The 25,409-nt window shown below is 35.9% G+C and carries 21 protein-coding genes, 2 tRNA genes and 1 other annotated feature; of the genes, 6 read left to right on the top strand and 17 right to left on the bottom strand.

Going from position 1 to position 25,409, the window contains the following annotated elements; translation table 11 throughout:
• Window positions 1–160: 160 nt before the first annotated feature.
• The gene (locus D8M05_RS11030; protein WP_121131742.1) at window positions 161–604 is read right to left on the bottom strand and encodes an Rrf2 family transcriptional regulator; all 444 of its coding nucleotides are present in this window, start codon (window positions 602–604) and stop codon (window positions 161–163) included.
• A 137-nt stretch (window positions 605–741) separates the two neighbouring features.
• Here D8M05_RS11030 and hmpA point away from each other — a divergent pair, with 137 nt between their 5' ends.
• Window positions 742–1,971: an NO-inducible flavohemoprotein gene (hmpA, locus tag D8M05_RS11025; protein WP_121131740.1), complete on the top strand. Its 1,230-nt coding sequence runs from the start codon at window positions 742–744 to the stop codon at window positions 1,969–1,971.
• A gap of 120 nt (window positions 1,972–2,091) precedes the next feature.
• On the opposite strand, the gene D8M05_RS11020 is transcribed toward hmpA, so the two are convergent.
• The 4 genes from D8M05_RS11020 to D8M05_RS11005 all read right to left on the bottom strand — a co-directional run bounded on the left by D8M05_RS11020 (window position 2,092) and on the right by D8M05_RS11005 (window position 6,100).
• Entirely contained in the window at window positions 2,092–2,607 is a 516-nt protein-coding gene (locus D8M05_RS11020; RefSeq protein WP_183072772.1) for a hypothetical protein, read from the bottom strand.
• A 178-nt stretch (window positions 2,608–2,785) separates the two neighbouring features.
• Entirely contained in the window at window positions 2,786–4,501 is a 1,716-nt protein-coding gene (acsA, locus tag D8M05_RS11015; protein WP_121131737.1) for an acetate--CoA ligase, read from the bottom strand.
• 178 nt (window positions 4,502–4,679) lie between these two features.
• Complete coding sequence (locus D8M05_RS11010) at window positions 4,680–5,909, bottom strand: dicarboxylate/amino acid:cation symporter (protein ID WP_121131735.1); 1,230 nt, start codon at window positions 5,907–5,909, stop codon at window positions 4,680–4,682.
• Window positions 5,910–6,027: 118 nt separating this feature from the next.
• A tRNA-Arg gene (locus D8M05_RS11005) sits at window positions 6,028–6,100 on the bottom strand.
• Between the two features lie 172 nt (window positions 6,101–6,272).
• On the opposite strand from D8M05_RS11005, the gene D8M05_RS11000 reads away from it, so the two are divergent.
• Complete coding sequence (locus D8M05_RS11000; protein ID WP_121131733.1) at window positions 6,273–6,911, top strand: deoxynucleoside kinase; 639 nt, start codon at window positions 6,273–6,275, stop codon at window positions 6,909–6,911.
• Between the two features lie 22 nt (window positions 6,912–6,933).
• Window positions 6,934–7,617, top strand: coding sequence for a deoxynucleoside kinase (locus tag D8M05_RS10995; RefSeq protein WP_121131731.1), 684 nt, complete (start codon window positions 6,934–6,936; stop codon window positions 7,615–7,617).
• A gap of 61 nt (window positions 7,618–7,678) precedes the next feature.
• Here the strand turns inward: D8M05_RS10995 and proC are convergent, their stop codons facing one another.
• Window positions 7,679–8,494 (bottom strand): pyrroline-5-carboxylate reductase, encoded by an 816-nt coding sequence (gene proC / locus D8M05_RS10990; protein ID WP_379543333.1) that lies wholly within the window; start codon window positions 8,492–8,494, stop codon window positions 7,679–7,681.
• Window positions 8,495–8,843: 349 nt separating this feature from the next.
• Here proC and D8M05_RS10985 point away from each other — a divergent pair, with 349 nt between their 5' ends.
• Window positions 8,844–9,575 (top strand): GTP pyrophosphokinase, encoded by a 732-nt coding sequence (locus D8M05_RS10985; protein WP_121131727.1) that lies wholly within the window; start codon window positions 8,844–8,846, stop codon window positions 9,573–9,575.
• 70 nt (window positions 9,576–9,645) lie between these two features.
• Here the strand turns inward: D8M05_RS10985 and D8M05_RS10980 are convergent.
• Window positions 9,646–9,738 (bottom strand) — tRNA-Ser (locus D8M05_RS10980).
• Window positions 9,739–9,931: 193 nt separating this feature from the next.
• On the opposite strand from D8M05_RS10980, the gene D8M05_RS10975 reads away from it, so the two are divergent.
• A complete protein-coding gene (locus D8M05_RS10975) occupies window positions 9,932–10,666 on the top strand; it encodes a hypothetical protein (protein WP_121131725.1) in 735 nt (244 codons plus the stop codon).
• Here the strand turns inward: D8M05_RS10975 and serS are convergent.
• The 3 genes from serS to guaB form a co-directional block, all read right to left on the bottom strand.
• On the bottom strand, window positions 10,628–11,902 hold the full coding sequence (gene serS / locus D8M05_RS10970) for a serine--tRNA ligase (RefSeq protein WP_121131723.1): 1,275 nt from the start codon (window positions 11,900–11,902) through the stop codon (window positions 10,628–10,630). The two genes, D8M05_RS10975 and serS, sit on opposite strands and share 39 nt — an antisense overlap.
• A 43-nt stretch (window positions 11,903–11,945) precedes the next feature.
• Window positions 11,946–12,166: a binding site (T-box leader), on the bottom strand.
• A gap of 53 nt (window positions 12,167–12,219) precedes the next feature.
• The gene (locus D8M05_RS10965; RefSeq protein WP_121131721.1) at window positions 12,220–13,557 is read right to left on the bottom strand and encodes a serine hydrolase; all 1,338 of its coding nucleotides are present in this window, start codon (window positions 13,555–13,557) and stop codon (window positions 12,220–12,222) included.
• A 186-nt stretch (window positions 13,558–13,743) separates the two neighbouring features.
• Window positions 13,744–15,216 carry an IMP dehydrogenase gene (gene guaB, locus D8M05_RS10960; RefSeq protein WP_121131747.1) on the bottom strand — a complete coding sequence of 491 codons (1,473 nt, stop codon included), beginning with the start codon at window positions 15,214–15,216 and terminating at the stop codon, window positions 13,744–13,746.
• Window positions 15,217–15,570: 354 nt separating this feature from the next.
• Here guaB and D8M05_RS10955 point away from each other — a divergent pair, with 354 nt between their 5' ends.
• On the top strand, window positions 15,571–16,530 hold the full coding sequence (locus D8M05_RS10955) for a YaaC family protein (protein WP_121131719.1): 960 nt from the start codon (window positions 15,571–15,573) through the stop codon (window positions 16,528–16,530).
• A 9-nt stretch (window positions 16,531–16,539) separates the two neighbouring features.
• Here D8M05_RS10955 and D8M05_RS10950 read toward each other — a convergent pair whose 3' ends face one another.
• The 7 genes from D8M05_RS10950 to dnaN form a co-directional block, all read right to left on the bottom strand.
• Window positions 16,540–17,634, bottom strand: a complete 1,095-nt coding sequence (locus tag D8M05_RS10950; RefSeq protein WP_121131717.1) for an HD-GYP domain-containing protein — start codon at window positions 17,632–17,634, stop codon at window positions 16,540–16,542.
• Between the two features lie 86 nt (window positions 17,635–17,720).
• Window positions 17,721–20,228, bottom strand: coding sequence for a DNA gyrase subunit A (gyrA, locus tag D8M05_RS10945; RefSeq protein WP_121131715.1), 2,508 nt, complete (start codon window positions 20,226–20,228; stop codon window positions 17,721–17,723).
• A 76-nt stretch (window positions 20,229–20,304) separates the two neighbouring features.
• Window positions 20,305–22,236: a DNA topoisomerase (ATP-hydrolyzing) subunit B gene (gene gyrB, locus D8M05_RS10940; RefSeq protein ID WP_121131713.1), complete on the bottom strand. Its 1,932-nt coding sequence runs from the start codon at window positions 22,234–22,236 to the stop codon at window positions 20,305–20,307.
• 71 nt (window positions 22,237–22,307) lie between these two features.
• Window positions 22,308–22,589 carry an extracellular matrix regulator RemB gene (gene remB / locus D8M05_RS10935; protein ID WP_121131711.1) on the bottom strand — a complete coding sequence of 94 codons (282 nt, stop codon included), beginning with the start codon at window positions 22,587–22,589 and terminating at the stop codon, window positions 22,308–22,310.
• 35 nt (window positions 22,590–22,624) lie between these two features.
• Complete coding sequence (gene recF, locus D8M05_RS10930) at window positions 22,625–23,737, bottom strand: DNA replication/repair protein RecF (RefSeq protein WP_121131709.1); 1,113 nt, start codon at window positions 23,735–23,737, stop codon at window positions 22,625–22,627.
• A gap of 5 nt (window positions 23,738–23,742) precedes the next feature.
• Window positions 23,743–23,964 (bottom strand): S4 domain-containing protein YaaA, encoded by a 222-nt coding sequence (gene yaaA, locus D8M05_RS10925; protein WP_121131707.1) that lies wholly within the window; start codon window positions 23,962–23,964, stop codon window positions 23,743–23,745.
• A 255-nt stretch (window positions 23,965–24,219) separates the two neighbouring features.
• Window positions 24,220–25,356, bottom strand: a complete 1,137-nt coding sequence (gene dnaN, locus D8M05_RS10920; RefSeq protein WP_121131705.1) for a DNA polymerase III subunit beta — start codon at window positions 25,354–25,356, stop codon at window positions 24,220–24,222.
• Window positions 25,357–25,409: the final 53 nt, after the last annotated feature.

Genomic DNA, 25,409 nt, shown 5'->3' with positions numbered 1-25,409 from the left:
GAGGGCTGAGGCCGTGCCCGTGGAAAGCGAAGTATTCTGCCGGAGCGAAAGGCAGGGCTTAACATTAATAAATGTAAGCGAGAGTTTCACAATACTGAATTAAAGAAATCAACAGTCTATATAAATTGTGATTATAACAACAACATTTTAGAAAAGGTCCTTATTCTGAAGCGATTCCCATTAATGCTTTTAATTCCTGTTCGTTTTCAATTAAATCCTTTAGCGTATATGCTTCCAGTACTTTAAAAAAGGCGTGTAATGCCTTGTTCAGTACATGCTTTAATGTACAGGCAGGGGTGATGACACAGTGATCTGCCCCCCTATTAAAGCACTCTAATAAATTAAAATCATTTTCAAGCCTGCGTATTAACAATCCGATATTTACCTCTTCAGGAGCTTTCGCTAATCGAATTCCTCCGTTTCTACCTCTTATTGTTTCTAGTAACTCAAGCTTATTTAATTCAAAAACAATCTTCCCTAAATGATTTGGCGAAATATTGTAGACCTCAGAAATTTCCTTGATACTAGCTAATTCCCCATCTTTTTTTAACCCAGTAAAAATTAACACACGTAATGCGTAATCTGTATATTTTTTTAGTTGCATTGGAATTCTCCTCATTAAGCCTTTCACAATATTGTAACATGTGATTGCGTTTTCCCTATTGAAACAGTGTTAATATTATTTATAAGATAAAGATGTATTCAAAATACATGTTTAAAATACTAAAGGAGTGTATTGTTATGTCAACTACAACAGCTACTGGTTTAGACCAAAAAACAAGAGATATTATTAAATCAACTGTTCCTGTATTACAAGAACACGGAACAGCGATTACAACAAGATTCTATCAAACAATGTTTAAAAAACATCCAGAACTAAAAAATATATTTAATCAAACAAACCAAAGAAAAGGCGATCAACCAAAAGCCCTTGCAAATACGGTACTTGCTGCAGCAATGCATATTGATCAATTAGAAAGCATCTTACCAGTTGTGAAGCAAATTGCTGAAAAGCACCGAAGCTTAAATATTAAACCTGAGCACTACCCAATTGTTGGTGAAAATTTATTATTTGCAATTAAAGATGTCTTAGGTGATGCAGCGACAGATGAGATTATTGATGCATGGGCAAAAGCATACGGAGAGATTGCAAATGTATTTATTACAGTAGAGAAAGAAATGTATAAAGAAGTTCAAGATAGTCCTGGTGGATGGGTTGACTACCGTGACTTTAAAGTAGTTAAAAAGGAAAAAGAAAGCGATGTAATTACATCCTTCTATCTAAAACCTGTTGATGAAAAAGTATTCCCTAGCTACAGACCCGGGCAATACATTACGATTAAAGCAGAAATAGATAGTCAAGAATATAATCATCTTCGTCAATACAGTCTATCCCAGGCACCTGGAGAAGAGTACTATCGTATCAGTGTAAAAAGAGAGGACGCTATAGGAGCAGGTCCAGCAGGTGTTGTATCTACCTTCTTACATGAGCAAGTTGAAGAGGGAAGTATTCTTCCTATTAGTGCACCAGGTGGAGACTTTGTATTAGACCAAGAAGATAATCGGCCTCTTATTTTAATCAGTGGTGGTGTTGGTCTAACACCTATGATGAGTATGTTAGAGACAACAATTAAAGTACAGCCAAACCGTGAAGTTATCTATATTCAAGCTGCTAGATCTGGTAAATTCCACGCGATGAAAGATAGAGTAACTGAAATTGTGGAAGGAAATAAACAAGTAAAAAGCTATACCGTATACGACACACCTGCCGAGGGAGAAACATGTGATAAGGAAGGGTATGTTGATTATGAATGGTTAACTAGCATTCTTCCAACAAACGACGCTGCCTTCTATTTCTGTGGACCTAAAGGATTTATGCGTGCCCAATATAAGAACTTAAGAGAATTTGGTGTTGCCGATACAGATATACACTTTGAAATATTTGGCCCAGCAGACGATATTAAATCATAAGAAAAGCGCAGGCTCCTGTTAAGAGAAGTCTAGCTACAGCTTTATCCGCTCGTACTAAACAGTAATAAAAAATCTGAATGATGGGGAAATACACCCTTCATTCAGATTTTTTTATTACCATTAGCGATACAGTGTATTTCTAAAGCTTCCTACCACTTCAAACTTACGATACAGCTGTGACGGGGTAACGTATCGTCTTTTTATTGGATTTGTATCTCTTCCATATAGGTCAAAATTTTGATTATTACCAAAGTAATACGCCTGCCAAATATACTTGGAGCAATAGTTATTTTCAATACTATCTAAATCTCGGTCAAACGTATATTTCTCCACCCTATCAATATGAAGCATTGCCCACTTAGCTGCATTCTTTGCTTTATCAGCATCAGGGAAGCGCAATATTGTTAATTTCTCTAGCGGTTTGTGTCGGCTTAGATAGATCGGCATACTATCAGAATGACCGATATTCCCCCACCTGTTCACATGATAAATTCGGTAATTCATACCTATAATTGCTTCATGTCCAACAAGAAAGGAAGAATAAGCAACTTTATGTGAATATAGCAAATCACCTGGAACTATTTGAATAGATGTATTCGGATAAAGATGTATTGGGTCATCCGTGGTATGCATCATGTCTTCCCCTTTAACGTATTGTTACTATCATAATAAAGAAAAACTCTAGCTATCGCCACTAATTGACGAAAGCTAAAGCTACTAGAATTGACCTCTATGGTTTCTATTTTTATCTATTATTAAAGCGTAGTTAATATAAATGCTTTGCCAGATTCCCTACGTAATCATTTAAAATAGCTTATTCTTCTAGTGTAGAGGTATCCCCTGTTGGTAATCCAAGTTCCCACGATTTTAGGAGCCTACGCATGATTTTACCGCTCCGTGTTTTAGGGATACTATCTTTCACTTCTATTTCCCTCGGTGCTGCATGAGCACTTAAACCTGTTTTAACAAATACACGTATCTCCTCTAACAATTCTGGTGTTTCTGTATACTTATCATTCAATGTAATAAAAGCCTTAATAATCTCACCGCGTTCTGGATGAGGCTTACCAATAACACCAGCTTCAGCTACAGCAGGGTGTTCAATTAACTTACTTTCCACTTCAAACGGGCCAACACGCTCCCCGGATGTATTAATAACATCATCTAGGCGGCCTTGAAACCAAAAGTACCCATCCTCATCCCGGTAAGCACTATCCCCAGAAACATACCAACCATTAATAAAATAGCTTTCATATTTACTAGGATTGTTCCAAATTTGTCGCATCATCGCTGGCCATCCTTCTTTTATCGCCAAATTCCCCATTTGGTTAGGTGGTAATTCGTTGCCTTCATTATCAACAATTGCGGCTTCGATACCTGGAATGGGTTTGCCCATTGAACCAGGTCGTATTTCAAGTGCAGGCAGATTTACAATTAGTTGTGCACCTGTTTCTGTCATCCACCACGTATCATGTATCCGTAAATTAAATGCTGCCAGTCCCCAAGTTATTACCTCAGGATTAAGCGGCTCTCCCACACTCATAAGATGTCTTAGTGCGGTTAAATCATAACTCCTTAGTTTTTCCTCTCCGTGACTTACTAGCATTCTCAAGGCGGTAGGGGCAGTATACCACACAGACACTTGGTATTTTTCCAATGTATGATACCAATCATCAGGTGTAAATCTACCCCCACGAATGACATTTGTAACACCGTGTAACCACGGAGCAAAGATACCGTAACTTGTTCCTGTTACCCATCCTGGATCAGCTGTACACCAATAGACATCATCTTCTTTTAAATCAAGCACCCATTCACCAGTAGCATAATGCTGAATCATTGCATTATGGACATGATATACTCCTTTAGGCTTACCAGTTGACCCAGATGTATAATGAAGAAGCATTCCATCTTCTAAATCCACCCACACCATGTCAAACTGGTCTGACGCACCGTCCACTTCCTCTTTATAATCTATATAATTCCCTTGATCATCCGGTACTTCACCAACAATAATAACCTTCTCTAGATGTGGTAGTTCCTCTTGTGGTACTCTGGCTATTAATTCCTTCGTTGTTATTAGAACCTTTGCTTCACTATCCTGCAAGCGGTCACGCACTGCTTGCTCCATAAATGCTTCAAAAAGCGGACCTGCAACTGCGCCGATCTTTAATATTCCAAAAAATGCCGCATAAAATTCTGGACTTCTTGGCATGAAAAGAAAGACACGATCCCCTTTCTCTATCCCATATTTCTTTAAGACATTCGCAAATTTATTACTTTCTTTACTAAGTTCACTAAAGGTTTTTTTTGCCTCTCGTTCTGGTGCCGAATAGATTAGCGCAATTTTATCCTTTGTTTTAGAGTCCTCAGCATGGCGGTCTAACGCCTCGTACGCCATATTTACTTTTCCAGTATCATTCCAAGTGAAGTGTTTGTTCACATCTTCCCATCTAAATGTCTCACGTGTTCCCTCATAATCCTTCAAATTAAAGTTTCCATTTTTAGAAGCTATCGCTTGCATATCCATTATAATCACCTCTCCCATCATCTGTAATCGATTACAATTCTAATTAGAATAAATAGTTATAATATTAAGTGACTTAAACTTATTTTAGAACATTCTGTGACATTTTTAAAGTCTTTTAACAAAAAAATAAACCTATGCCTCTATACCAACTAGATAACATAGATTTATTATATTCATTTTAAGACTTTAGTACCTTGGCTTCTTTTCGCTTTTCATATTCGGAAATAACATAGGCACATGTTGCATCACCTGATGTATTCAATGATGTCCGAAGCATATCCAATATACGGTCTACACCAATAATAAGTGCAATTCCTTCTACTGGTAATCCAACTGCTTGTAATACCATTGCTAGCATGACTAAGCCTACTCCTGGAACACCTGCAGTTCCAATGCTTGCTAGTGTTGCCGTTAGGATAATTAACAGAATATCACTAACTCCTAACGTTTCAGCATAAATCTGTGCAATGAAAACAGTAGCAACTGCTTGCATGATTGCAGTTCCGTCCATATTTATTGTCGCTCCTAAAGGTTGTACAAAACTACTAATCTCCTTTTTTACCCCTAACTTTTCTTGCGCTATTTTCATAGCAAGTGGTAAAGTAGCATTCGAACTGGAAGTACTAAAGGCTACAGACATTGCTGGAAAGAATTCCTTATAAAATTTTACTGGGCTACCTTTACCTATGAACTTAATCATTAAACTATATGTTATTGCACCATGGAGAATTAGCCCAAGAACGATCGTAACCATATACATAAACATCGAACCGATTGCATTCAAACCCGCACCACCAATAGCACTTGCAATTAATGCAAAGGCACCATATGGGGCAGTTTTCATAATCATATTAATTAGCCACATCAATAAATCATTAGCTTGTTCAAATAAGTTTAATATCCCCTTTGTTTTTTCTCCTAAAGTTGCTAGCCCCATACCAATAAAAACAGCAAAAGCAATAATCTGTAACATATCAGCCGATGCCATTGATTCAATTGGGTTTCTTGGGATAATATTAATAATTGTATCCATGATCGGTGGAGCAGACTGTGATTCATACTCTATATTACCCGTATCAAATACGCCGGCTTGTCCTGGTTGAATAAGGAAACCTAATCCAACACCGATACATAAAGCAATAGCTGTTGTTACAAGGAAAAAGGAAATAGCTTTAATACCAATACTCCCTAATTTTTTAGGATCACCGATACCAGCTGTTCCTAATACAATTGAAACAAACACAATTGGCACAACCAACATCATAATAAGGTTAAGAAAGATTTGTCCGATGGGATTAAGGACATACATATTTATAGTAGAAAAAATATCTGTTGGAGCATAGCTTAAACCAATACCTACAATTACTCCAAGTATTAGTGCAATAATTATTTTTTTTGTTAGACTCATATGTTAATTCCTTTCTCGATGTATATTTAACTTTCTATGATGGCGATTAGATTATTTGTCATTAAGAGATTAAAAATGAAAAAAAGGAAGGCAGTTTTTACGAAAAAATACAGGAGAGTGACCCCGGCAGGATTCGAACCTGCGACACATGGTTTAGGAAACCAATGCTCTATCCCCTGAGCTACGAGGCCATAATTTGGAATAGCATATATTATTATACTAAAAAATAAAAGAAAAATAAAGATTAAACGATTTCCATTGGAAAAACCTTCCTGTAAGTTATACTTTTGGGAAAGTACCAAGTTTATCGCTTCTATGTTAAAATTAGAAAATGTGAATTTAGTTTAAATTGGAGGATGAACCATGACAAGTGTCCCTTTTATTGCGATAGAAGGACCGATTGGAGTAGGAAAAACATCTCTCGCGAAGAAACTTTCTAGTCAATTAGACTTTCAGTTATTAAAGGAAATTGTAGAGGAAAACCCATTTTTAGGCAAGTTCTACGATAATATTGAAGCCTGGAGTTTTCAAACGGAAATGTTCTTTCTATGCAATCGAATAAAGCAATTAGAAGATATAAAAGTAGATTATTTAAACCAAAATAAAGCAGTTATTGCTGATTATCATATATTAAAAAACATGATTTTTGCAAAACGTACATTACAAAGTGACAAATTTGAAAAATATGAGAAGGTATATCATATTCTAACCGCAGATATGCCTACACCAAATATAATGATCTATTTAACTGCAAGTCTAGACACCATACAAAAACGGATTAAAATGAGAAATCGTGATATTGAGAAGAATATTAAGCCTTCATATCTTGCACAGCTTATTACAGACTACGAAGACTATATGAGTGAGTTTGAAATGATGCATCCGAATATACCTGTTATTCGAATAAATGGTGATGAAACAGACTTCGTGCAATATCAAGAGGATTTGCACCAAATCACTACAATTGTTGATAACCATCTAAAAACATTTGCAGGAGAATGAAAAAAGGAGTATTAAAATAAATATGAACCTTAGAGAAAAGTACCAAATCCCTAATGATAGTGTAATTACAATTGCTGGTACGGTCGGCGTTGGAAAGTCTACCATGACAAAAGCACTAGCAAATGCTTTAAAGTTTAAAACCTCATTTGAAAAGGTAGATACGAACCCATATTTAGAGAAATTTTATCGTGACTTTGAACGGTGGAGTTTTCATTTACAAATATATTTCCTTGCAGAGCGTTTTAAAGAGCAGAAAAAAATATTTGAGTATGGTGGTGGCTTTATTCAAGATCGATCAATCTATGAAGATACTGGAATCTTTGCAAAGATGCATTTCGAAAATGGAAATATGTCTAAAACCGATTATGAAACATATACAAATTTATTCGAGTCGATGGTAATGACACCGTATTTCCCACATCCCGACTTACTCATTTACTTAGAAGGTTCACTCGATGACATTTTAAGAAGAGTAAAGGAACGTGGTCGAGAAATGGAGAAAAGTACTCCAATCTCTTATTGGGAAGAAATGCATGCTCGTTATGAAAATTGGATTAATAACTTCAATTCTTGCCCAATCCTTCGTGTAAACATTTCAGACTATGACCTAATGGAAAAGGAAAATTCCGTAGAGCCCATATTAGAAAAAGTTGGACATTTTATTGGGCAAACAAGAAACCATAGATCTAGAATAACAGTAAAATAAAGAGGTGATTCCCTTTTTAAGGGATATCCTCTTTTATTTTGGGCGCATTTAGAAAACAGCGTTATTGTCCATTCCCCAATTCCTCTGAGCGTTCCTTTGCTCCTTTCACACATTCCATTACAATACGCCTGAAATGGTTATTTTCCAATATACTAATTCCAGCTTCTGTCGTACCATTTGGACTGGTAATTTTTTGACGTAACGTCTCTGGATCTTCACCCGATAATCTAAGCATATTTCCAGCACCAATTACCGTCTGTGTAATTAGTTCCCTTGCTACAGAGCTGCTTAAACCAGCCTCTATAGCAGCTTTTTCTAATGCCTCGACCAAATAATAAATATACGCTGGCCCACTTCCTGAGATAGCTGTAATCGCATGCATATCATCTTCTTTAACAATCGTTGTCATACCTATTGTCTGAAATAACTGTTTCGCCTGTATCATATGTTGTTCAATTGCGTATTTCCCTTTTGTCAATGCTGTCGCAGCATACCCAATCGACGCAGAGGTATTTGGCATCGCTCTTATAACAGGAATTGGTAGTCCTATTAAATCTGTAATCTTATCAGTAGATTTCCCCGCAAGAATGGAAATAATCAATTGATTTTCCTTAAAGAGGGCTTTGATCGGTAAGATTGATTTTTCTAGATCATTTGGTTTCATTGCTAATATAATAATATCTGCTTTTGAAATAAGTTCCTCTTTATGACGGCTACAAATTACCTGGTATCTTTCTTGTAGGTAGGAAAGCCTTTCTTCATTTTCTCTATTCGTTACAAATAGTTGATTGTTACTTACTACTTTGCCTTTGATAATACCAGAAATAATTGCCTCTGCAGCTGACCCTGCACCCAAAAATAAAATACTTTTATTAATCAAATCCATCCCCTCCTTCACATAAAAAAACAACCTGTCCTTATAAGTAAGACTAAATGAGTTTTCGCGACACCACCTAATTTATCCCAACACGATAGATTATCTGTGGTTAGTGTTTAGCTAGCTATTCTTAGGTAGGTTCATATATCCGTTGTTTGATGGAATGTTCATCTTTATTTTCGTTTTTGTTAGGTAAGAGTGGATAAAATACTCTCAACTGCATAGTTTTTTTAAAACTATATGCTGTTGCTATATATTTGTCAAGTAGAGGGAAAGCTAAATAGGTCACCCATCATTAATATTTGATATAATCTTTATGTAAGAGAATTAAAGGAAAGGGTCAACTCTAATGAATACAAAACAATTAGAACAACTTAAAGAAATACGAAGTGAATTTACAAGATTTATGCTAACGTATAAGTTCGGAATGGATGAAATGGATACCAAGTTAAAAATACTCAAAGAGGAGTTTCAGCTTATCCATGACTATAATCCAATTGAGCATATCAAATCACGTATAAAGTCACCAGAAAGTATTCTAAATAAATTGCATAGGAAAGAGTTATCCATATCATTTGATTCCATTAGAGAAAATATTAAAGATATAGTTGGAATTCGAATTGTTTGTTCGTATATATCTGATACTTATATGTTAAGTGAAATGATCCAAAAGCAAAAAGACGTTACGCTAATAGAAATGAAGGATTATATAAAAAATCCAAAGCCAAACGGGTATAAGAGTTTACATCTTATCGTATCGGTGCCTGTTTTCATGTCAGATCGTGAAGAGGAAGTTTATGTAGAAATACAAATCCGTACCGTTGCAATGGACTTTTGGGCAAGTTTGGAACACAAGATTTTTTATAAATATAATAAATCCATTCCAGAAAAACTAACAAAGGAATTAACACAAGCTGCAGCAGTTGCAAATGAATTAGATGAAAGAATGGAACAACTCCAAAATGAGGTTAATCATATAAAGAAGGATTCAAATGGTGACGATATAAATTATCTTGAAATCAATGAGGAAAAAATCCACTTACCTAGTAATTTTTTAGACTTATTTATAAAAAGAAATTAGTATATTATAAAACACCGCTACAATTGTAACGGTGTTTTTATATCTCCAATATTTGTGCGCAATGTTTAAATGGAGGAGGTAGAGGGATTCGAACCCCCGCGCGGTTTGACCCGCCTGTCGGTTTTCAAGACCGATCCCTTCAGCCAGACTTGGGTATACCTCCGTAACGACAAGAATTAATATATCATAATGCATTATTCATGTCAACTTTTTTCGACATTTTTTTTACAAAGGAGAGGTTCAGATCACCTCTCCCCTGGTAATGTGAATTATTTGCTGTTTGTATAAACTGCGAGGTAACATCGAACTTAAAAAAATATCTTGCTTGTACTCTCAAGATCAATAAAGAATTATGAATGCCAATACTCAACGGAGCTATCAAGATTGAAATAGAGCAAAATCCTCTTGAAATGAACTTGATAAGCTCTCTCAAGATTAAAATTGAGCAAAATTCTCTTCAAATGAACTTGATAAGCCTTCTCAAGATTGAAATAGAGCAAAATCCTCTTGAAATGAACTTGATAAGCTCTCTCAAGATTAAAATAGAGCAAAATCCTCTTGAAATGAACTTGATAAGTCTTCTCAAGATTGAAATAGAGCAAAATTCTCTTCAAATGAACTTGATAAGCTCTCTCAAGATTAAAATAGAGCAAAACCCTCATGAAATGAACTTGATAAGCCTTCTCAAGATTGAAATAGAGCAAAATTCTCTTCAAATGAACTTGATAAGCTCTATCAAGATTAAAATTGAGCAAAATTCTCTTCAAATGAACTTGATAAGCCTTCTCAAGATTAAAATAGAGCAAAATCCTCTTGAAATGAACTTGATAAGCCTTCTCAAGATTGAAATAGAGCAAAATCCTCTTGAAATGAACTTGATAAGCTCTCTCAAGATTAAAATAGAGCAAAATCCTCTTGAAATGAACTTGATAAGTCTTCTCAAGATTGAAATAGAGCAAAATTCTCTTCAAATGAACTTGATAAGCTCTCTCAAGAAAATTCCCCAAATTATTGTTACCTCACAGTTTATATCAAATGCGAAAATAGCTCAGTTATTTAATTACTTCGATTCCACCCATATAGGCACGTAATATTTCGGGAACGACTACAGAACCATCTGCTTGTTGGTAGTTTTCTAAAATAGCTGTAACCGTTCTTCCTACTGCAAGGCCAGAACCATTTAATGTATGAACATATTCTGGTTTACCATTTGCCTCTCTTCGGAAACGAATACCTGCACGTCTTGCTTGGAAGTCTTCAAAGTTTGAACAAGAAGAAATTTCACGGTATGTGTTTTGATTTGGAATCCACACTTCAATGTCATACTTCTTCGCTGCAGTAAATCCTAAGTCGCCAGTACACATACTCATAACACGGTAAGGCAATCCTAATAATTGCAATACCTTTTCAGCATGCCCTGTTAATGTTTCTAATGTTTCATAAGAATCCTCAGGTTTTGCAAAATGTACAAGCTCTACTTTATTAAATTGATGTTGGCGAATTAATCCTCTCGTATCTCGTCCGGCAGAACCTGCTTCAGAACGAAAGCTACCGCTATATGCAACATATTTTTTCGGGAGATCATTGATGTTTAAAATTTCATCACGATGATAGTTGGTAACAGGTACCTCAGCAGTTGGTATCATAAAATAATCCCATCCATCTATTTTAAAGGCATCCTCTTCAAATTTTGGCAATTGGCCAGTACCAGTCATGCTTGTACGATTTACTAAATATGGTGGTAGCATTTCTACATAACCATGTTCGTCAGCATGAAGATCCATCATAAAGCTTATAAGCGCTCTTTCAAGTCTTGCACCTAACCCTTTATAGAATACAAATCTACTGCCAGTAACCTTTGCTGCACGCTCAAAATCCAAAATATCTAGATTCGTCCCAATATCCCAGTGAGCCTGTGCTTCAAAGTCAAATGTTGGAATATCTCCCCACTTACGAATTTCAACGTTATCGTCTTCATTCTCACCTACTGGAACACTTTCATGTGGAATGTTAGGGATAGAGAACATTACTTGGTCGAGATTTTCCTCAATTTCCTTTAATTCTTTATCTAGTGCTGCAATTTCATCCCCAACTGCACGCATCTCTTTAATAGCAGGTTCGGCATCTTTTTTCTCTCGTTTTAAAACAGAAATCTGTTTCGTTGCTTCATTTCTTTTTGCCTTCAATTTTTCTGTTTGGGCAATCAATTGCCTGCGCTTTTCATCTAGCTCACCAAAGTGATCTAATTCAGATAGATCTTCTCCTCTATGATTTAGTTTTTCCTTCACTTCATCAAAATGATTCCGCAAATATTTCATATCTAACATGAGTAATTCCTCCTTTTTAATATAAAAAACTCCCGTCCCATAAAATAGGGACGAGAGTGTAATTCCCGCGTTGCCACCCTTATTGAAGAGCAAGCTCTTCCGGCTTCTAATTTATTAACGGTAATTAACCGGGTTTACTTACTATAATAACGTTCGGTAAACCAGTTCAAGGATGGATTCACAGCAATCTAACATCGATTCACACCTGCCATCGACTCTCTTTGGGTTAGAGATACTGTTACTATTTCCTATCAATACTTTTAATGTACTGTTATCATAAGCAATTTAATCAAAGGATGCAAGTATTTCTTAACATATTAGCTAAATAGCCCTTTAATCCAGTCAACGGCTGTAGTGAATACATTTGCAAAGAAGTCACCGATTGCTCCAAGTGTTAACATAAACCAATTTGCCTTTTCCACCGTATCTTCAGCAATAAGATCGATGCTATTATTGCTAGGTATGATATAACCATAATCATCTCCACCTTCATAAACAAGTGTAGCTGTGCCAATTATGTCACCTTGTTTAACTGGGGCGATTAACTCTCCATCCTCATTTAGTCTATCTTCATCAATTTGATATTCTAAGTGATATGAATCAGCTTCTTCTGCTAAGATTGGTACGGTTATTCCCTCACTTAGTGAAATGTTAACACTATCCTCTTTTCCTTTTGCGACTGGAAGAGTAGCTTGGTCTTCAAGTTGATAACCCTTTTGGAAAAGCTCCGTTGTTTGAAATTTATTAAAACCATAGTCCATTAATTTGGCTGTTTCTTCAAATCGTAATCCCTTTTCTGCATATTCCCCTGCTTTCATTACGACAGAAATCAATCTTTTACCATTTTGCGTTGCTGTTCCAGTAAATGTATTCTCAGCTAATTCCGTATAACCCGTTTTTAGCCCATCAATTCCTTCATAATAGTATTGCTCTAAATTAACACTGTCATGAGGTAACATCCAGTTTAAATTCTCAGTTACTTCTCCTTCTGCCTCTACAGATAATTGACTGGAAATCTCCAATGCATGTGGATAGTCTTTAATTAAATGATAGGCAAGTAAAGCCATTGATCTTGCAGAGAGTAAATTTACTCCTTCTGGGTCTGTCCCTTCTGGATAATTGTCACCTAAATGGACATTATCCAAGCCGCTTGAATTAACGAATTCAGCTTCTGGTAACCCTAGTTCTTCTGCCTTTTGATTCATTAACTTAACAAACTCACCTTCAGAACCAGCTATAAGTTCAGCTAATGCAATTGTTGTAGCATTATCCGAGATAATTGCCATTCTTTCGTATAATTCCCGAACAGTATACTCTCTATCTTGCCTTAACCCAATACCTGAGAATCCATTATTTGGAGCTGAAATTTCGTAAGCATAATCACTAATTTTGGTCGTCGTCTCCCACGTGATTTGTCCACTATCAATTGCTTCCAATACAAGGTATTCCGTCATAACCTTCGTCATACTTGCTGGAGGTAAGGCTACATCTGCATCTTTTGCATATAAAATTTTTCCTGTTTCAAAATCTACTAATATAGCGGTTTCCGCCTCTAATTCTAAATCAGCAGCTTGAATCATACTTGGTTGTATACTAATTGTCAGTAACATTACTACTATAGCTAAAAGCAATGTCTTCGTAGTTTTTCGCTTCAATCTTTTTACCTCCAAAATTGGTCTCTATCTATATATTATCATTATTTTTTAATTAAGCACCAAATCATTTTAACATAGAAATGGACAAAGTGGAACTTCCGTTAATGTGGAATTTGCTTGTTCACATGAAAATATTCATCAAATACGCAAAAAATAGATGGAGCTGACCCCATCTATCTTTATTGCTTATTGAATAGAATAGTTCGGTGCTTCTTTCGTAATTTGCACGTCATGTGGGTGGCTTTCACGTAGTCCTGCTCCTGTTATTCGTACAAACTGCGCATCTTCACGTAAATGATTGATAGTAAAAGCGCCACAGTAACCCATCCCTGAACGTAATCCTCCAATTAGTTGGTGAATCGTGTCAGAAAGAGAACCTTTATAAGGAACTCGTCCCTCGATACCCTCTGGAACAAGCTTTTTATTGTCTTGCTCAGATTGGAAATAACGATCTTTAGAACCTGCTTTCATAGCCCCAACTGAACCCATTCCACGATATACCTTATATTTACGGCCTTGATAAATCTCCGTTTCTCCAGGGCTTTCCGTTGTTCCTGCAAACATACTACCCAACATAACAGCATGTGCACCAGCCGATAGAGCTTTTACTATATCGCCAGAGTATTTTATGCCGCCATCTGCAATAATCGGCACGCCATATTCTTCTGCGGCAACTGCACAATCATGTATCGCAGTAATTTGGGGTACCCCAACCCCTGCTACAACACGTGTTGTACAAATCGATCCTGGCCCAATACCAACTTTTACTACTGTTGCACCAGCTTCAATTAATGCCCTTGTACCTTCAGCAGTCGCTACATTACCTGCTATAATGTCTAAATTAGGGAATGTATCACGTATCGCTTTTAGTTGTGTAAGTACACCCTTCGAATGGCCATGTGCCGTATCAATTACAACAGCATCAACACCCGCTTCGATTAATTTTTCAATTCGTACTATTGCATCCTTCGTAACTCCGACTGCAGCTGCTACCAATAGTCTTCCTTGTTTATCCTTTGCAGCATTTGGAAATTCAATTACCTTTTCAATATCCTTAATGGTAATTAATCCTTTAAGTGTATTATTGTTGTCTACTAATGGTAACTTTTCAATCTTATATTTCTGCAATAATTTCTCTGCCTCTTCTAAAGTCGTTCCCACTGGTGCAGTAATTAAATTTTCACTTGTCATTACTTCAGAAATCGTTATTGAATAATCCTGGATAAAACGTAAATCACGATTCGTTAATATACCAACCAACTTTTGATCGTCAATTGTATTTACAATTGGTACACCAGAAATTCGGAACTTTGCCATCAAATGTTCCGCATCATACACTTGATGTTCTGGAGTAAGGTAAAAGGGATTTGTAATAACCCCGCTCTCTGAACGCTTTACGCGATCTACCTGTTCAGCCTGCTCTTCAATTGTCATGTTTTTATGAATAACACCAAATCCACCTTGACGAGCCATCGCAATTGCCATTTCTGCTTCTGTCACTGTATCCATACCAGCACTTATAAATGGTGTCTTCAATTTTAAATTAGGTGATAATTCCGAGCTCAACCTGACATCCTTTGGCAATACCTCTGATTCTGCGGGTAGTAATAAAACATCATCAAATGTTAAACCTTCCTTTGCAAACTTATCTTTACGCAATGTTACTCCTCCTTTATTAAATCCAGCTCCAGCACCCAGCAACTAGCGAGACTTCCTTCACCTTCGTACGATAACAGTTCGACATAGTCGAACTTCCTTTAATCTGGTTTTAAGGAAGGCCGACTAAAATCAGGCATAAGCCAACGTCGGCATACCCCATAAAGGGGCATGTTTCCTTTATCTCCTACGTAGGAGTCGCTAAACGGGCGCTTACGCTTTTTAATATGTATGTTATTCGTCAAAAAAGATTAAACTACTAGGTAAATCTATTTTTATATACCATACGCTAACAATCCTTGTTTTTCAATTAAAAATAAAAAAGTTAATAGATTCTGAATTATTGGTGGGGGATATATGAGTAAATCAAATGAATTTTATACCTACTTAATATCGCAACAAACGGCACATAAATATTTATATCATTGTTATAAACAGATGAAGGATATTGATGCTGAAACAAAGAGTTATGAAAATAGTAATAAATTTATGTATTACTTAGATCATGGAATCCGCTTTTATGAAAGTGGGAAATCAACGGATTTATTCGCAAAACCTGTTTTATTTTTTTATGGCATGACACATTTACTTAAGGCTTTTCTTTTAACAAAGCGTCCCGATTATCCGGAATCAACTATCCTTTTATCACATGGAGTAACAGCAAGAAAGCGGAAAAAGAGAAATTATACTTTTTTAGATGATGAAGTAAAAATTCAACAAAATGGACTTTTTCCTTATTTTTCTGAGCATCTCTTTTCAAAAAAGACTTTTCCCTTTGAAAAGATTACCATGGAAGACTTACTTTCTCTTATTCCTGAAATTGACACGATCTTTTCCTTTCATCAAAAGAAGAAGATGGTTCCTGTTGGTTCTAGTGAATCTAGAATGTTACATTTCCCGAGCTATATTCTTGATAGTCATCATCTCACAGGGAACGCTTTCGTGAAAAAAATTGAACCATATCTACCTCCTATAAAGGACCTAGACGAGGACAAATTAAGTCTTCATCTTCAATTAGAGGAATCATTCGTACCTAAAACGGATCCATTCTTCTTACATTTGGAATCCAAAAATATCTACTTTCCAATTAAACGTCAGCACTTTTTAGCCTTATCAGAAATAATGGTTCACTACCTAATTTTATATAATTTAAGTATGGTATGTCGGTATGAAGCAGAGTGGTGGGGGGATTTATTGGTTTCAAAACCTGACATCGACTTCCCATTAATCGTCAAATTTTTAAACATCACTGCAGAGAAAATTCCAATGATGATTCAAAAGGAATTACACCATAAATTAAATGAAGAAATCGGCTAACATGCCGATTTACTTCAATATTAGCTCATTAATATATACATCTTGCTCATTTTGTAATGCAATGATTTCTCCACTACCATCCATTCGTACAATTGGTCGTGTTAATTCACTTGGCTCGATAAATACTATTTCACCAGTCTTGCCATTAGATAGTTTTACCTTTGTACCGATTGAAAAATTGGTTAGGCTACTTATAAACTTTGATACAATTTGTGAATCAAACTTTGTAAATTGGACTTTCTTCATTTCTTCAATCACCTTAAACGGCGATAGCCCTTTCTTGTATACCCTTTCACTCGTCATTGCATGATATGTATCGCTAATCCCTATTATTCGTGCATACGGATGAATTTTTTTCATTGTAATACCGAGTGGATAACCACTACCATCTATACGTTCATGATGCTGCAATACAGCTAATTTTACCGCTTGGGTAATGGTTGGGATATTTTCTATTAATCGATAAGAATATGTAGGATGCTTTCTAACTTCATTTAATTCATACGATGCTAGTGGCCCTGTTTTATAAACTATTTCAGAATTTATTTTGGCCATTCCAACATCACTTAATAGTCCAGCAATCCCAATTTGAAGCCATTCACCCTTTTCATAACCTAACTTTCTACCTAAGTAGGAGGAAAGAATGCTAACTGCAATACTATGACAATAAATATAATCATTTTTCGTCGTATATTGATGCAGTGTATATACCGCTTTATCAATATCATCTGTTCTTTCTAGCAATGGAATAATAAGCTTCCTTAGATTGGCCATATCAATTGGTATACCACTTTTCCATGTAGAAAATAATTGCTTATATCCTTTTACAACCTGATAAAACTGTTCTTCAAATGTTTGCTTTCTTTCTGCTGCTTTTATTTTTTTCAACTGTTCCTTTTTAGCATCTACTTTCTTCGGCTCATAGGTATCACCATTACTAAGATGAGCTGAAACATCTACAGACTCTATTAAGAACCTCTCTAAAAACTCAATATGTATATCATCTAAGACTGTTTTTCTTGTAATGATAGGTTTATTTGATTTGCCCAATACTTCCTTTAATAACACATTTCCTGGTACGAGTTGTGATGGTTTTACTCTCAACTGAAATCCCCCCGAATTTACGAATGAAAGCTTCTTTTTTATAAAAAGGAAGGTGACTACTTATTAAGCGTCACCTAACCTCTTGATTATTCTTCATTATTATTTTCATCTATGATAGGTTCAATTGCTTTACCATCTTCTGCCACTTCTTCTTCTACTTCTTCTTCCTTATCAACCTTAGCAACTGTCGCTACTTGTTCCTCTTCGTGTAAACGAATCAAACGGACACCCATTGTACTACGTCCTGTTTCAGATATATCAGCAACAGGAATACGGATTAATACACCAGCAATTGTGATAAGCATCAGATCTTCTTCTCCACTTACAGCTTTCACAGCAACAACATGTCCAGTTTTTTCATTTAGCTTACAAGTGAATACACCTTTACCACCGCGATTTATTCGGCGATATTCAGCTTCTGGTGTTTGTTTTCCATATCCATAATTGGTAACATGGAGAATTCTTGATCCTTCTTCAATAATTTCCATGGAAACAACAACATCATCACCTCTTAATGAGATACCTTTTACACCTGCAGCAGTTCTTCCCATTGCACGAATTTGCGTTTCTTCAAAACGAATGAGGTAACCGTTTCTAGTTGCAATCATAATATCTTTTGTTCCATCGGTTTCCTTAACTGAAATGAGTTCATCATCTTCTCGAAGACCTAATGCAATTAATCCACCTTTACGGATATTCGCAAATTTCGATAGAGATGTACGCTTCGTTATTCCGTGTTTTGTTGTAAAGAATAAAAATGCATCTTCTTTATATTCATGAACGGAAATAACAGCATTAACCCATTCTCCCTTTTCAACCTGAAGCATATTGATTATCGGAATTCCCTTTGCTGTTCTTGAGAATTCAGGAATCTCATATCCCTTTGCTTTATAGACCTTTCCTTTATTTGTAAAGAAAAGGATCGTATCATGGGTTGAGGTAGATAATAAATGTTCAACGAAATCATCCTCATTCGTACCCATTCCTTGAATTCCACGACCACCGCGTTTTTGTGTGCGATATGTTGATGCAGGCAAACGTTTAATATAGCCTTGATGTGTAAGGGTGATAACAATTTCCTCTTCAGGAATTAAATCTTCATCCTCAAAAAATCCTGCTCCACCAGCTACAATCTCCGTACGACGTTCGTCACCGAATCTTTCTTTAATTTCAGTAAGCTCTTCACGAATAATTTCTAATACTTTCTCTTCATCCGCTAAAATAGCTTTTAATTCGCCAATAAGTTGCATGAGTTCGTTATACTCATTTTCAATTTTCTCACGTTCTAAGCCTGTCAACCTTTGTAATCGCATATCCAAAATAGCTTGTGCTTGTTTTTCAGAAAGGTTAAACTTTTCCATTAACCCATTACGAGCTATATCCGTTGTTTTCGAATTACGAATTAAGGAAATTACCGCATCTAAGTTATCTAAAGCAATGCGTAAACCTTCTAAAATATGTGCACGTGCTTCGGCTTTTCTAAGTTCAAAAGCAGTACGACGTCTAATAACCACTTTTTGATGTTCTAAATAATGCTCTAAACACTCTTTAATTGATAAAACCTTTGGCTGTCCATCAACAAGTGCTAACATATTAACACCGAAAGTAGTTTGTAGGGAGGTGTGCTTGTATAAATTGTTTAAAATGACATTCGCGTTTGCGTCCCGTCTGATCTCCATGACGACACGCATTCCCTCGCGATCTGACTCATCCCGTAAGTCGGTAATTCCCTCAATTCTTTTATCCCGAACAAGTTCTGCTATTTTCTCTACCAATCTAGCCTTATTCACTTGATAAGGTAACTCCGTAACGATAATGGTTGATTTCCCATTTGCGTGTTCTTCAATATTTACCTTCGCTCGAATCGTAATAGAGCCTCTACCTGTTTCAAATGCCTTTCTAATCCCGCTTTTCCCTATAATTATTCCCGCAGTAGGAAAATCGGGCCCATAAATATGTTTTTCCATAAGCTCATTAATTGTAATCTCTGGATCCTTACTCAAAGCTAGAATAGCATCAACTGTCTCACCCAAATTATGTGGAGGTATATTTGTAGCCATTCCAACTGCAATCCCAGAGGTTCCATTTACAAGAAGGTTAGGAAACCTTGCAGGGAAAACAACAGGTTCTCGTTCAGAACCATCATAGTTATCCCTATAGTCAATCGTATCTTTGTTAATATCACGTACTAGTTCCATTGATATTTTTGACATTCTAGCTTCCGTATAACGCATCGCAGCAGCTTGGTCCCCATCAACAGACCCGAAGTTTCCATGACCATCTACAAGCATATAACGATAACTGAAGTCTTGGGCCATACGTACCATTGTTTCATATACCGCTGAATCACCGTGTGGATGGTACTTACCAATAACTTCACCAACAATACGTGCTGATTTTTTATGTGCTTTATCCGAGTGCATCCCTAGATCGTTCATCGCATACAAAATTCTTCGGTGCACTGGTTTCATACCGTCACGTACATCTGGTAAAGCTCTTGATACAATAACACTCATTGAATAGTCAAGAAAAGATGTACGCATTTCATTACTTATATTAACTTCTTGAACATCCTTACGTTTTTCATCCGCCATACTATTTACCTCCAATCAGGAAAGCTGATCTTGCACGCTTTCCTTATCCACCTCTAACAAACCTTTTCACTTTATATTAAATATCTAGGTTTTTAACGTACTGTGCGTTTTCCTCGATATAGTTTCTTCTTGGCTCTACTTTATCTCCCATTAGCATATCAAAGACCTGGTCAGCTTCTACCGCATCATTTAATTCTACTTGCAGCAATGTACGCTCTTCAGGGTTCATCGTTGTTTCCCATAATTGCTCCGCATCCATTTCACCTAGACCTTTGTAACGCTGGATTGCAGGTTTAGGCGTTGGTGCGATCTCAGCTAAAACCTTCTCTAACTCTTTCTCGTTATAAACATATTGTATCGTCTTCCCCTGTTTCACTTGGAATAATGGTGGTTGTGCAATATAAATATAACCATGTTCAATTAATGGACGCATATAACGGAAGAAAAATGTTAATAGTAATGTACGGATATGTGCTCCGTCAACATCTGCATCTGTCATAATGACTACCTTATGATATCGTGCTTTTGATATATCAAACTCTCCACCAATTCCTGTACCAAGTGCAGTAATCATGGACCTGATTTCATCATTAGACAAGATTCGGTCAAGTCTAGCCTTCTCTACATTCAGGATTTTTCCACGTAATGGGAGAATTGCTTGAAAGTGACGATCTCGTCCTGCCTTCGCAGAACCACCTGCAGAGTTACCCTCAACGATATATAATTCACTAATCGATGCATCTTTAGAAGAACAGTCAGCAAGTTTCCCAGGTAAACTGGATACTTCTAAAGCACTCTTTCTTCTTGTGAGCTCTCGTGCCTTCTTTGCAGCTACTCTTGCCCTAGACGCCATTAACCCTTTATCTACAACTGTTCTTGCAACGGATGGATTTTCATATAAGAATTTAGAAAATGATTCCGTAAATACAGAATCTGTAACTGTACGTACTTCACTATTTCCAAGTTTTGTTTTCGTTTGACCTTCAAATTGTGGGTCGGGGTGCTTAATAGATATAATAGCAGTTATACCTTCACGCACGTCATCACCAGTAAGATTCGGATCGCTTTCTTTAAATAGACTGTTTTTACGCGCATAATCATTAATAACACGTGTTAAACCCGTTCGAAAGCCAACTTCATGTGTACCACCTTCATACGTATGAATATTATTCGCAAACGAGTAAATATTACATGCATATCCATCATTATATTGGAGTGATACTTCAACAGAGATTCCCTGGTCCTCACCCTCTGAATAAAAGGCCTCATGTATCGATTCTTTCGTTTTGTTAATGTATTCCACATAGGATTTAATTCCACCTTCATAGTGGAATGTAGCAGATTTGTTCTCATCCTCAGAGCGTTTATCTTCAAGAGAAATACGCAATCCTTTATTTAGGAATGCAAGTTCTCGTACACGTTGTATTAAAGTATCAAAGTTAAACTCAACTGTTTCTACAAATATCTCTGGATCTGGTACGAAGTGAGTAACTGTTCCAGTTATTTCAGTTTCGCCAATAACCTTAATATCCTCTGTTGGTTTACCTTGTTTATATCCTTGGAAATGGACCTTACCATCACGATGGACGTAAACCTCTAAATTGCTAGATAAAGCATTTACAACCGAAGCCCCTACACCATGAAGTCCACCAGAGACCTTATAACCTCCACCGCCGAATTTCCCCCCTGCATGGAGAACTGTCATAATAACCTCAAGGGCTGGACGACCTGTTTTCTTTTGAATATCAACTGGAATTCCGCGACCATTATCTTTTACGGTTATACTATTGTCTTTTTCAATAATAATTTCAATATGATCACAGTAACCTGCTAATGCTTCATCAATACTATTATCAACAATTTCCCAGACGAGATGGTGTAATCCTCGCTCACTCGTTGACCCAATATACATTCCTGGTCTTTTACGTACAGCTTCTAGTCCTTCAAGAACTTGAATTTGATCTGCATCATACGCTTGTTCTGTTGATACTTTTTCTTCCATTGACATCTAACTCACACTCATTTCTATAAAAACTAAAATCTGCATTTTTATTCTCATTTAGCTAAATAATTGCTTTATTATGGAGTAATATCATCAGAATAATCCTCTAAATTACTAATCGTAGAAATCATACTTGCACGTTTCTTTAGTGTTGGAACGGAAACAGTCGTATAATATACTTTATCTTTCGTTATCATAACGGATTTCGCTTGTGACTTTGGCCCAATTACTTTCTTCTCCTTATTCCAGGCAGTCATCATTTCTTCCATAACACTAGATGAAGAGATGATATGATAATCGATTATGGCAATAACATCATTTGAATGAATAACATTTCCGTTTCCAATATGCATAAACATTTATCTAATGTTCCTTCCTCAAGGCAAGTATAAGTTTAACCACCAATACTTCCATTAATGACCCGAAATAGTTCTGCGTTTTTCAATGTTTCATGATGAATTCCATCTACACTTGTAGTCGAAACAAAAGTTTGGACCTTTCCTTGAATTGTATTTAGTAAATGAGATTGTCTATAATCATCCAATTCACTTAGTACGTCATCAAGAAGTAGAATAGGATACTCGCCAATCTCCTTATTAATTAATTCTATTTCTGCAAGTTTTAAAGATAGGGCTGTTGTTCGTTGTTGGCCCTGGGAACCATACGTTTGTACATCCTTCTGATTAACATAGAATAGAAGATCATCTCTATGAGGGCCAATTAGCGTTGAACCACGTTCTATCTCTTTTTCTTGTATTTCACCGAATTTAGTTACATAAATACTATTTATTTTCTCCTTATTGTCCTCTTCTGATACTTCAATTGTAGCACGATAGGTAATTTCTAGTTTTTCCAACTTCCTACTAATGCTATGGTGAATAGGAACTGCCCATTTTTTTAGTAAATCTAAGAAAACAAACCGCTTCTCTAAAATGACCGCAGCATGTTGGCTAAGTTGGGTAGTAAGTACCTCAAGCATTGTTCTATCATTACTTCTCCTACGTTGCATTTCCTTTAGTAGGTGATTTCTTTGCTTTAATATTTTTTGATATTGTGCTAGATGGAATATATAGGTTGGCTGAATTTGTCCAAGCTCCATATCAATAAATCTTCTTCTAATTTGTGGTGGGCCTTTGACGAGCGTTAAATCCTCTGGCGCAAACATGACAACATTTATTGCCCCAATGTAATCACTTAAACGTCTTTGTTCCAGTCGATTCAATTTCGCCTTCTTTCCTTTGGTAGATATGATGATTTCAAGGGGAATCTTTTGATTTTGTTTTTTTACTCTACCTTCTATTTTAGCATATTCTTTGTCCCATTGGATAAGTTCTTTTTCATGAGAAGTACGATGTGATTTGGTAAAGGCTAAAACATATATTGCTTCCATCAAATTCGTTTTACCTTGGGCGTTCTCTCCTATGATGACATTAATTTTATCATCAAAGGTAATGTTTAATTTGCCGTAGTTCCGGTAGTTTCTTAAATCCAATTGTTCAATATGCATGCAAATTAATCCTCTTTTTTCACAATATACGAACCGATATCCTCTATCTCTACTACATCATTCTGATATAGTTTTCTTCCACGACGGTGGTCGACTTCTCCGTTTACAATCACACCTTGTTCCTGAATATATGATTTAACCATTCCACCGGACTCTAAAATATTTAGTAATTTAATAAATTGTCCTAATGTAATATAATCTGTTTTTATTTTAATTTCTTCATGCATCGTATCACCAAGATTCTTTTATTTTATAGTATTTTTTGAACATCCTCTTAAAAACCCTATATACCTATTTTACTAAAGTTTTTCCATTAATGAAAGGAATCACCCTAGAATTTAATAAAAACCGCTTATTTTGCCTTTATTTCATTTAAAACGATAAAAAACCCTTACCATATTGATAAGAGCCTTTTAATATATTTAGTATTGCATTGCTGTCTAACGTAAGCACCCAGCGACTAGTGAGACTTCTCTCACCAATTAATAGGTTCGAACTGGAAGAATTAACTGTAAAATAGAATCATCATCGGCTGGTCGCATAATAAATGGACGCATTGCTCCAGTAAATGAGATCGTCACATCATCGTATTCTATCGCCTTTAATGCATCAATCATATATTTAGAGCTAAAAGATATTTTTAATTCTTCTCCTTCAAACATTTGAACGGAGAGATCCTCCGTAACATTTCCAACTTCAGGTGAATTACTTGTAATTTCAATTAAACCATTTCCCTGTGTTGTTAAACGAACAACATTATTTCTTTCTTCTCTTGCAAGGAGAGAAGCACGATCAATCGTACTTAAAAGTTCCTTTGTTTTTACTTGAATCGTTGTTTTACTTTGTTCAGGAATTAATCTGGATGTTTCCGGATAGTTTCCTTCAAGTAAACGTGATAAGAAGTTAAGATGCTTTGTTCGAAATAAAACCTGGTTGTTCGTTACACTGATTTCTACTGTTTCCTCAGAGTCATCTAAGATTTTATTAAGTTCGTTTAAACTTTTACCTGGAACGATAACATTTTTAAAATTAATATTCGTATTTGAAATTGGAACAGTTCTTGATGCTAATCGATGACTGTCTGTTGCAATTAAACTTAGAACACTATTTTCTAAACTCATATTAACCCCAGTCAGTATTGGTCTGGTTTCCATAGCAGATACAGCAAAAACAGTTTGTTTGATCATATTTTTTAATAGGTCAATGGGCATTTCAAAACTATTGTCGGTTTGAACTTTAGGTAATTGTGGATATTCCTCAGCATCTTGACCATTTAAATTAAATTCAGCTTTTCCAGAACGAATGGTAACTTTTAAATTAGAATCAGCTTCAATCTCTACTGTTTGTTCAGGTAATTTACGAACAATATCAGGGAAATATTTTGCATGTAATACAATACTTCCTACTTCAATTTGCTCAACATTCACGTTGTTATTTTCCTCAGCAGGAATATAAGACTCAATAGAAATATCAGAGTCACTACCTGTTAATGTAATTCCATGCTGTTTTGCTTCTATTTTTATCCCCGTTAAGATTGGAATAACCGTTCTGGATGAAATTGCCTTCATTACATTTTGGACACTAGCGATTAATTGATTACGTTGAATAATAAATTTCATGAAAAAATCCTCCTAATGGAAGTTCTATTTATATATTATTTTTTATAAAAATA

The sequence above is a fragment of the Oceanobacillus bengalensis genome (genome assembly GCF_003628445.1).
GTDB classification, from domain to species: Bacteria; Bacillota; Bacilli; order Bacillales; family Amphibacillaceae; genus Oceanobacillus; species Oceanobacillus bengalensis.
The sequence above is the reverse complement of the archived record's forward strand: the minus strand, read 5'-3'. Positions and strand labels throughout refer to the sequence as shown.